This window comes from Methanobrevibacter sp. (assembly GCF_045126245.1).
In the GTDB taxonomy this organism is placed as follows: domain Archaea; phylum Methanobacteriota; class Methanobacteria; order Methanobacteriales; family Methanobacteriaceae; genus Methanocatella.
The window spans coordinates 1-10,301 of the sequence record NZ_JBGVOG010000010.1; the positions used below are offsets into that span (position 1 = coordinate 1).

Here is a 10,301-nt window from a genome sequence, read left to right on the forward strand (position 1 = left end):
CCATACTAGCATCGGCAGGATTATACATGGAATTGCCGCTGAATGAAACGCTAGCCGGATAAACATCTGGAGCGAAACTAGCTGTTGAAACATTTACTTGACCATTTGAGTTGGTTTTAAGAGTATATGTTGCACCATTGAGTTCAACATTAACGTCAATATCACTGATAGGTTTGCCGTCAATGTCATTGGTTAAAGTTGTGATGAATTGTTTAGCGTCAGCATCATAAGTCACGTCAAGACTTGTATTTGCTTTGATAGGAACACTTATGATTGTGGATGCCGGATTGTACTTGGAGTTACCTCCATATGAAATGATGGCATCATAGGCACCTAATGGGAAATCAGCAACTGAAAGTTTGGCCTGACCGCTGTTGTCAGTGCTTACTTTATACGTAACCTTGTTGATTTTAAAGGTTACTGTTGCACCTAAAATAGGTTGAACTGTTACATCATTGGTTAAACTAGCAATCAATTCTTTAGAGTCTGCATCATAAACCGCAGAAATTGCAGTGGCAATTTTAATGGTGAAAGTAGCACTAGCACTTGATGATGCGTACTTGTTGTTTCCTTTGTATTCAACATTTACTGTATAAGTGCCGGGAGTCAAGTCTTTTGCGGATACTTTAGACTGACCAAATGAATTGGTTTTAGCAGTATAACTCACACCATTAATATTTAAGGCAATATTTTCTCCACTAATAACCTGGTTGGTAGTATTATGTGTTAAAATAGCAATTATTTGATTAGTGTAAACATTGTAATCTAGTGAAAGACGGGTGGCTACATGAATAGGGATCTTTAGGGTTGTTTTTGAAGGAGTATATTTTGAAGTTCCTTTATAAGTAACGGTTGAAGTATAATATCCTGGAGCCAGATTGGCTGTGGAAACCCTAAATTGGCCGTTTGCATCTGTTTTGCCTTTGTAAGTTGTGCCTGCGAGTTTGACAATGATGTTTCCTCTTGCAAGGGGCTTGCCAGTATCATTGTCCCTTAATGTGATGACTACTTCCTCGGTAGCACTATCATAAACCGCTAAAAGATCGGTGTTTACTTTATTGGTAAAGTCCATAGTTGTGTTGGACGGTTTGTAGTTGGCATTTCCATTGAATGTTGCTGTAACAGTATTAGCACCTAAAGGCAATTTGATAGTAGAAAGTTTTGATTGACCATTTGCATCAGTTTTAATATTATAAGATTTATTATTTACTTTAAATCCGACAGTAGCACCTTCAACAGCCTGGCCAGTACCATTATTAGTTAAAGTAGCAACCAACTCTCTAGCATCATTATTATAAATTATAGATACATTAGTATTACTTTTACTAACAACAATTTTCACTGCTGTATTAGATGAATCATATTGGATATTTCCTGCATAAGATATTATGACTGTGTACTTTTTTGGAGTCAAATTTGGCAGGGCAAGTGAAATTCGGCCTTGGGAATCTGTTTTTAATGCATATTCCACATTATTCAATAGAATGGAGATTTGTTCCCCAGCTAAAAGAGTATTATTAACATCTTTTAAAGTTGCAATTAGCTCTTTACAAACACCATAATCAATATTTAAATTAGAAGCAAAAATAACTGTTGATATTCTGTTAATAACAATAATCGGTTGTTCATTATACCAATCGGGACCTACATCTGCAGTAGTATTTTTAAAAATAGAATAATACAAACTACAGTTTGCACCTTTGAAGTAAATTCCACCACCCTTTTCAGATGAACAATTCACAAAACTACAATAAAATATAGTACCATTATCACCAGTCCAATAAATTGCTCCCCCATTATTCCTATTAAAAAAATTTACAAAACTACAATTGAATAAAATACCATTAGTACCAAACCAATAAATACAACCACCACGCCATTTAAAATCGGGGGAATTCACAAAACTACAATTAGAAATGCCACCATTAGAACCATACCATTCAACAGATTTGATATAATAACCTCCACAATTCACAACAGTACAGTTAGCAACAACACCATCAGCACCCCTCCAACAAAATACACCCGCGCCATCATCAGATGAACAATTCACAAAACTACAATTAGTTACAATACCCTTAGATGCATATTCACTCCAAAAAATAGCACCACCAGCACAATCACAAGAACAATTCTTGAAACTACAATTAGTTATAAAACCATTAGAACCATGCCAATAAATAGCACCGCCCCAATAATAACTATAACATTTCACAAAACTACAATCATACACCTTACCGTTGTCACCTTCCCAGCAGATAGCACCACCATCCCTATAAATTGAAGAATTAGCAAAACTACAACCATATAAAGAACCATATTGACCTAACCAGTCAACATAAGAATTCACAAAACTACAATTAGTTATAACACCATTATAACCTGACCAAGTAACATGAGAATTAACAAAACTACAATTAGTTATAACACCATTATAACCCTTCCAATCCATAGCAACGCCCATATACTCTGCACAATCCACAAAACTACAACCAGACATTACATAATTGTTAGCATACCATTCAACAGCACTAAAAGACCGGGATATGCATCTTACAAAACTACAATTAAATAAAGCACCGTCTTTATTATTCCAGTAAATAGCACCACCATGATAAGCTGAGCAATTAACTAAACTACAATCATATAATCTGCCGTTGGAACCCATCCAATAAACTGCTCCCCCAGAACTAGCTTTACTACACTTAAAACTACAATCATACAAAGCACCATTATTACCTGTCCAATAAATAGCACCTCCATACCAGTTAGAAGACGTATTCATAAAATTACAGTCATACAAAGTACCATCATTACCAATCCAATAAATAGCTCCCCCAGAAGCAGTGACACCAGGAGTGGTAGTAGAATTTATAAAACTACAATTGAATAAAATACCATTATCACCATACCAAGAAATAGCACCACCACTACTTCCCAAGCAATAATTCACAAAATTAATATTATTTAAAACTACATTAGGGGCATTAATCTGAAATATTCTAACTTGATTATTCCCATTAATTGTATAACCGTTACCATTAATAATAATACTTTTAACAATGTTTATACCATAAGTAGAAGTACTACTAGGATCAACCTCATCATTATAATTATAATTCCTAGTCAAATTCAATTCACCAGCAGCATTAGCTATTTCATTTGCCAAATCAGTGAATGTTCCATCAGAGTTCTTTTCCAATAATTCATCATCATTTACATCAAGTATTGAATCATTATTATCAATGTTAAGCAAATCATATGTATCATTAGTTATTTCACTTGCACTAACATTTGAAATTGCTAATAAGCTTACAATTAGTAATGTAAGTAACATAATCTTTTTGTTAAGCATAATGTTCCTCCATAAAATATCTTTTCATTATTATATATTTGTATACAAGTTAACTATTAACTATTTCTATCATTGTCTAAAATAACCAATTTTTTAAATAAAATCATTTAAAAAAATTTAAAAGCTAGCATAATCTTCAATTTAAAATTTTTAAAAAATGGGGGGATGGTTTTAGTTAAGTGTTTAATCAATTGGTTTTTTTTGGTTACCTGAAATAGGTGTTGAAATATTTCCAAGCCTCATTTTAAAAACCATTCATTTTTAAGATAAAATATAATATTAAAATAATTACTAATATGATAATTGATGTTCTTGCCGAGAAAAATCTGGTTTTTCTAAATTCCTTGTCTTCAACTTCTCCCTTTTTCAGGATTCTTTCCTTTTCAAAGGAACATTTCTGATAAATTGCCTCGATATCTTTCGGAAGCCTTCCGTGTTCATTCAGCATGTTTATGGTTTTGTTCAGGTATTTTATGGCTTCCTCTTCATCACCCATATTAACGCAGCAGAAAGCAGCCTTATAGTTGAAATTGGTAATCAGTTCCAAATCATCTTCAATCTTATTTTCATAATGCAAGCAGTTTTTGTAGTTTTTCAGTGCTTCATTGTATTGTTTGAGCTCATATAGTGCGTCGCCCTTTGCATTGAATCCTATTATTGTATCCTCTTCAAGCAGTGACTTATTCAAATATTCGAGCGCCTCTTCATTTTTGCCGGTTTTTTGAAGCATTTGTCCCTTATATAAATCCAGTTTCTGGTCTGATCCGAACTGATTTTCATAATTGTTAAGGTTTCTTAAGGCATCATCATATCTTTTTGCCTGAATCAGAAGCTCGATTCTGGCCATTATAAGCTCTTTTTTTGTCAGCCGTGGCTTTTCGATGTTGGAGTATGATTTGTATTTTTCATAGGCTGTATCCATATAGTCCAGTGCTTCATCGGTTTTGCCTTTATTGAATCTGGACATTGCCTTATCGCAAAGTGCATTGATGGATTTTGGTTGCAGGTCAAGGTATTTGTCAAAGTATTTTTCACCGTAATCCCCATTGTCGTGACTTGGGTCATAATACTGGTAATACAATCCCTTTTCTTCGATTGCAGGTAAATAATTAACGTCAATTAGTAAGTCTAAAATAGATAAATAGGAGTCAATATCATCTTTTCCATGTTTTTTTCTAGCTAATTTCAGAGCTTCGTCATATTTTTCTTCTTCAATGTATTGCTTTGCATTTGAAATTGCATCACTCATTTATATCAACCTAATTTTTTTATCTAACTCCCAATTTTTCATAACTACTCTCATCAATATTTATATATCTTCAATTAAATAAATAATATTGCTTATTTTTATTGAATTAATTAGATTGTGATGATTAAATGAATGATTTAGAAAAAATTATTTATAAACATGCTTTATTAAATGCTGCAAAACATAAGGGAAGTGCAAATCCCGGTGCGGTAATGGGTTCTATCATGTCAAATGAACCGGAACTTAGAAGTAAAGCAAAAGAAATTGGACCAATGTCCGGTAAGATTGTGGCTAAAGTAAATGCTTTAAGCCCGGAAGAGCAAGCTAGTGAAATGGAAAAGTTAGGTGTCGAGATAGAAGATAAAAAACCTAAAGCTAAAGAAGTGGGACTTCAGGAACTTCCAGGAACTCATGAGAATATTGTTTTGAGATTCGCTCCAAACCCAAGTGGACCTCTGCATATTGGACATTCAAGAGCTGCTGTTCCGAATGCGGAATATGTTAAAAGACATAACGGTAAACTGATTTTAAGAATTGAAGATACAGATCCCAAAAGAGTCTTCGAACCGGCTTATGAAATGATTCCTGAAGACTTGAAATGGCTGGGAATCAACCCAGATGAAGTTATTTATCAGTCAGACAGATTTGAAATTTATTATGACTATGCCCGCCAACTGATTGAAAAGGGCGCGGCCTACATGTGTACCTGTGATGGGGCAACATTTAAGGAGCTTAAGGATAACTGCAAAGCCTGCCCATGCAGAGACAATAGTGTTGAAGAAAACCTTGAATTGTGGGATAAATTTGACACTATGAACGCCGGTGAAGCGGTACTTAGAGTAAAAACAGATATCAACCATAAGAATCCTGCAATCAGGGACTGGGTGGCCATGAGATTGGTTGATGAAACTCACCCTCGTTTAGGCACCAAATATAGAATATATCCTATGATGAACTTTTCTGTTGCAGTGGATGACCATCTGATGGGGTTAACTCATGTTTTAAGAGGAAAAGACCACTTAGCAAACACTGAAAAACAAAAATACTTATATGATGCTATGCAATGGGATGTGCCTGAGTATATCCACTATGGAAGACTTAAAATGGAGGATATTGCATTAAGCACATCAAAAGCAATGGCTGGAATTGAGGATGGGACTTATTCCGGATGGGATGATCCGAGGTTAGGTACCTTAAGGGCAATTGCAAGACGTGGAATTGATCCAAGAACCATTTATAATTTAATCACTGAAATTGGTGTAAAAATGGCTGATTCAGCCATCAGCTGGAAAAAGATTTACGGTTTAAACCGCAATTTCCTAGAACCAATTGCCAACAGGTATTTCTTCTGTGAAGAACCAGTAGAAATCACTGTTGAAGGTTATGAGGATGGAAAAGTGGATATTGAAAGGCCACTTCATGCAGACCACCTGGATAGGGGCAATAGAATCCTTCCATTTGATGGGAAGGCATATCTGGCGAAAGGGGACATTTCTGATGGAATTTTCAGACTGATGGATGCAGTCAATGTTGAGATTGATGGAGATAAAATAACTTATCACTCCACATCCTTTGAAGATGCCCGTGAAGTTAAGGCAAGAATCATCCAGTGGGTTCCTGTTGATGACAATGTAAATGTCAAAATTGTTATGGATGATGCATCAGTCAAATCAGGTCTTGGTGAAAGCGCACTCAGGAATCTTGAAGTTGGGGATGTAGTTCAATTTGAAAGGGTCGGATTTGCAAGACTTGACGAGATTAATGATGGCGAGTTGATATTTTACTTCGCACATAAATAGGTGATGAAATGACAATGTTTTCAAATGGTTTTGCAACACTCCAAATGCCTAAGGATTTTGAGCCTATTGCTACTAAAGATGAATTCAATGACATGTATCTGGTGAACACTACCATTCCGATGTCCATTAAATTTTCCACCACTCCAACATTGGTCGGTCTTCCAGCCATTAAGGATGATATTGAAAAGAATATACAAAACAACGATAAAATCACTCTGATAGCTTCTGATTTTATACCTATCAACGAGGATATTTATTATATGATTGTGTCTTCTTTTTCAGATGGGGAAAACGAGATTCGCCGCAATGAATTCTTATATGTGGAAGATAATAACCTTTATATCTTTGAATACACTTATCCTTATGCCGATAGGGAACTGGATGATTTCTATTTGGATGTTATTCGTTCTTTAAAGATAATCGTTCCAAAATATATAGTTGAAGACGGTAGTTATAAATTAAATAAAGAAGAGTAATTTCTTCTTCTTTCTATTTTTAAAAATAAATGTGGTGTTTTTGTAAAAAAGATATATGATTAATATACCTTTTTCACGTCACTTGGTTTAATGGTAATGTTTTGCCTTCTGTATTTTACAGAGATGTCATCACCATTGATTGCATAAACCTGGCTTGAATAAGTTTCTCCAGCATGATTAAATATGATTTCATCGCCTTTCTTAATGACAAATTCATTGTTGTTGATTTGCACTTTGATGTTGTCTCTTGATGGCTTGTCCTTGATAGTTCCAATTTTAGGTTCTGCAATTTCTGGCTGCGGAGAGTTTTTTGCCATGTTGAATATTTTTTGTGTGTTTTGTTGTCTTAATCTTTGGTCATAATCTGCTTCATGGTACTCTTCGTAAGTTGCTTCAAAATCACTGTGTGTTTCATTGATTATTGGCTCAAATTCATCCTCATATTCATTTACATTTCTGATATAGTTTTCTTCGTAGGTATCATTAATTTCTATGTTGTTCGGTTCGGATATGAGTTTTTCTTTCACATCTTGGAAAATTCTAGATCCTTTGATGGTATTTGTGATTTTGGCAAGGTCTTTTCTGTAATCTAAATCATTATCATATTGGTCTAATGTATTATCTGCACCAAGTTCTGCATCTTTGCTTTCACTGACTTTGGTTGGTGTCTTGAGGATAGGCTCTTTGATTTCCTCTTCGTTAGCATCAAGCAAAACGTCAGTAATGCCGGAACTTTCGGAAATGCTTTCCACTTCTTCTTCACTTTCTTGTGATGCAGTATTAATAACCTCTTCAATATCTTGGGATGTGATAGTTGGGGTTTCTATTTTGTTTTCACTTTCCTCAACGATTTCTTCAGTATTGTTGACCAAATCATTAATTGTTTCCTCTTTTTCTTCGGTTTCAGCATCTTCAGTTTCAACAGTGCTGTTAATAATTTCGTTGATTGTCTCTTCATTGTTTTCAATGATTTCCTCAATAAGGGAATCTTCTTTGACGCCGCTTTGTTTTTGTTTGATGCTTTCTTTTAACTCGGCAAGTTCTTTATCTTCCTCAGGGGATGGCATTTCCTTTTCCCTTTCATTATCTTTTCTTTTAGATTCTTTAATTAATTCATCAATAGTAAATAAATCTTTTAATTCATGTTTTTCATTATTGGTGTTGTTTTGAGTCATAATATCCATCTGGCTTTGTTTAATAGGTTCTTGAAATTTTTCAACTGTATTTCCATAATCGACAAGTACTTGATTTTGAGATTCATATGTGATATTGTTATTTGGTTTTTCCGGTTCAATTGTAAAATCGGCAGAATCTTCATAAGTATCTCTAAAGGAAACTCTGTCGTTTCCTAAGTCATTAACGTTATATTTATTAAGTTGGGCTGGATGATTGGATTTGGAATTATTACTGCTTTTGGATAATAAATTTTGCCCCGCATTAATTACTTTACTAATAGAGATATTGCTATTCAATTTTGATAATTCATTGCTTTCAAGTTCATTTCCTCTATAATGCTTTTTAACAGATATTATTGAAATAATACCTATTATGGCAATAATAATCCAAATTATAATTGTTATTCCATTCATGTTTCCAACTTCCATTTTTTTTTAATATTAATAGTATTGTATATTTATGTAAAGTAGTTAATTTAAATATTTTCATAGAGGGTCATGCTGTGAAAAATTTCGCAATAATTTTTTTTGTATTTTCACTAATCATTCATTTTATATAATTGCAAAAATAAAATATAAATTGGATTAATATTTATGAGGATTAATCATGGTTGTTAAAATTAATGAAAACTATCTTAAATTAAAAAGCAGTTATCTTTTTGTTGAAGTTGCAAGAAGAGAAGCAGAATTTAGTAAGGCAAATCCTGATGCTAATGTAATTAAAATGGGTATTGGGGATGTGACAAAACCGTTAGTCCCAGCTGTTGTTGAAGCATTTAGAAAAGCTGTAGATGAAATGGGTGATGCTGAAACTTTTATGGGATACGGCCCAGAACAAGGTTATGAATTTTTGGCTAAGGCTATTATTGAAAATGATTATAACAAATATGGAATTGATTTAGACACTTCTGAAGTATTTATAAGCGATGGAGCTAAATGCGATACAGGTAACATTCAAGAAATCTTCGGAATTGATAATAAGATTGCAGTAACAGACCCTGTTTATACAGTGTATGTGGATACTAATGTAATGGCTGGAAGAACAGGCGAAATGCAAGATGACGGAATGTATGATGGGTTAACCTACATTAAATGCAATGCCGAAAACGGATTTGTTCCGGAACTTCCATCCGAGCCGGTGGATATTATCTACTTATGTTATCCAAACAATCCTACCGGTACAACACTTACTCGCGATCAATTAAAGGTCTTTGTTGATTATGCTAAAGAGAACAAAGCTATTATTCTATTCGATGCCGCTTATGAAATATTCATAAATGAAGATGATGTTCCTCACAGTATTTATGAAATTGATGGTGCAAAAGAAGTTGCAATCGAATTCAAGAGCTTTTCAAAAACAGCAGGCTTTACCGGAACCCGTTGTGCATACACAGTCGTTCCTAAAGAATTAGTCGGATATGACAGCCAGGGTAATGAAGTGGAAATCAATCCTTTATGGAACAGAAGACAAACAACTAAATTTAATGGTGCATCCTATCCAGTTCAAAAGGCTGCTGAAGCAACTTACTCTCCTGAAGGCCAAAAACAAATCAGAGAAGTTGTTGACTATTACATGGAAAATGCAAAAGTTATCAGAGAAAGCTTAACCGACATAGGTCTTGAAGTTTATGGAGGAGTAAGCTCTCCGTACATATGGGTTAAAACTCCTAACGATATGGATTCATGGGCATTTTTCGATTTATTGTTAAATGAGGCTAATGTTGTTGGAACCCCAGGTTCCGGATTTGGTCCTAGTGGTGAAGGATACTTAAGACTTACAGCATTCAATACCTTGGAAAATACCAAAGAAGCAATGGATAGAATTTCAAAATTAGAATTTTAGGTGTTAATATTGAAAGTAATAGAAAAACCAGTAACTATCGAAAAGGAAGATTCATTTAAAGTCATTTTATCCAAATATGGTGCATTAGCTTTAGACAGGCAGGAAAATCTATCAGAACTAATTGGTGAAACAGTCGGTGAGTTGGATATTGAAAAGGGCACCATCACATTTGATGACATTGTTATTCCGGTTCAGATTTTAGGATTCTTTTCTCAGGAATTGAATCAGTGGTCATGGGCATGGGATAGTGAAGAGATTTTTGGAGAAAATTTAATCAAATCAGCAAAGCAAATAAAAGCTATTGGGGATGAATTTGACATTGTTGAATTCAAATCACCTATTTTACAGACAGATTTTAATGCATGCCACACTTTGGTCATGACTGCATCATCCATATTGGATAT

The 10,301-nt window shown here is 34.2% G+C and carries 7 protein-coding genes; 4 read left to right on the plus strand and 3 right to left on the minus strand.

What is annotated here, in order from left to right; all coding sequences use genetic code 11:
* Positions 1-3,355: hypothetical protein (locus tag ACJMLZ_RS00570; protein WP_405303375.1), on the minus strand; the 3,355-nt coding region annotated here is incomplete at its 3' end.
* Positions 3,356-3,599: 244 nt separating this feature from the next.
* Positions 3,600-4,604 carry a tetratricopeptide repeat protein gene (locus ACJMLZ_RS00575; RefSeq protein ID WP_405303376.1) on the minus strand — a complete coding sequence of 335 codons (1,005 nt, stop codon included), beginning with the start codon at positions 4,602-4,604 and terminating at the stop codon, positions 3,600-3,602.
* A gap of 128 nt (positions 4,605-4,732) precedes the next feature.
* On the opposite strand from ACJMLZ_RS00575, the gene ACJMLZ_RS00580 reads away from it, so the two are divergent.
* Positions 4,733-6,403, plus strand: coding sequence for a glutamate--tRNA ligase (locus ACJMLZ_RS00580; protein ID WP_405303377.1), 1,671 nt, complete (start codon positions 4,733-4,735; stop codon positions 6,401-6,403).
* 8 nt (positions 6,404-6,411) lie between these two features.
* Positions 6,412-6,879 carry a hypothetical protein gene (locus ACJMLZ_RS00585; protein ID WP_405303378.1) on the plus strand — a complete coding sequence of 156 codons (468 nt, stop codon included), beginning with the start codon at positions 6,412-6,414 and terminating at the stop codon, positions 6,877-6,879.
* Between the two features lie 59 nt (positions 6,880-6,938).
* On the opposite strand, the gene ACJMLZ_RS00590 is transcribed toward ACJMLZ_RS00585, so the two are convergent.
* Entirely contained in the window at positions 6,939-8,468 is a 1,530-nt protein-coding gene (locus ACJMLZ_RS00590) for a hypothetical protein (RefSeq protein ID WP_405303379.1), read from the minus strand.
* Positions 8,469-8,661: 193 nt separating this feature from the next.
* Between ACJMLZ_RS00590 and ACJMLZ_RS00595 the strand changes: the two genes are divergently transcribed.
* Together ACJMLZ_RS00595 and ACJMLZ_RS00600 are read left to right on the plus strand one after the other, a co-directional pair.
* The gene (locus tag ACJMLZ_RS00595) at positions 8,662-9,897 is read left to right on the plus strand and encodes an LL-diaminopimelate aminotransferase (RefSeq protein WP_405303380.1); all 1,236 of its coding nucleotides are present in this window, start codon (positions 8,662-8,664) and stop codon (positions 9,895-9,897) included.
* Positions 9,898-10,301 (plus strand): DUF6882 domain-containing protein (locus tag ACJMLZ_RS00600; protein ID WP_405303381.1); only part of this gene is annotated, 404 nt, incomplete at its 3' end.

Coding starts and splice junctions, on each gene's coding strand:
- ACJMLZ_RS00575 (WP_405303376.1), bottom strand. CDS start 4,604: ATGAGTGATGCAATTTCAAATGCAAAGCAATACATTGAAGAAGAAAAA.
- ACJMLZ_RS00580 (WP_405303377.1), top strand. CDS start 4,733: ATGAATGATTTAGAAAAAATTATTTATAAACATGCTTTATTAAATGCT.
- ACJMLZ_RS00585 (WP_405303378.1), top strand. CDS start 6,412: ATGACAATGTTTTCAAATGGTTTTGCAACACTCCAAATGCCTAAGGAT.
- ACJMLZ_RS00590 (WP_405303379.1), bottom strand. CDS start 8,468: ATGAATGGAATAACAATTATAATTTGGATTATTATTGCCATAATAGGT.
- ACJMLZ_RS00595 (WP_405303380.1), top strand. CDS start 8,662: ATGGTTGTTAAAATTAATGAAAACTATCTTAAATTAAAAAGCAGTTAT.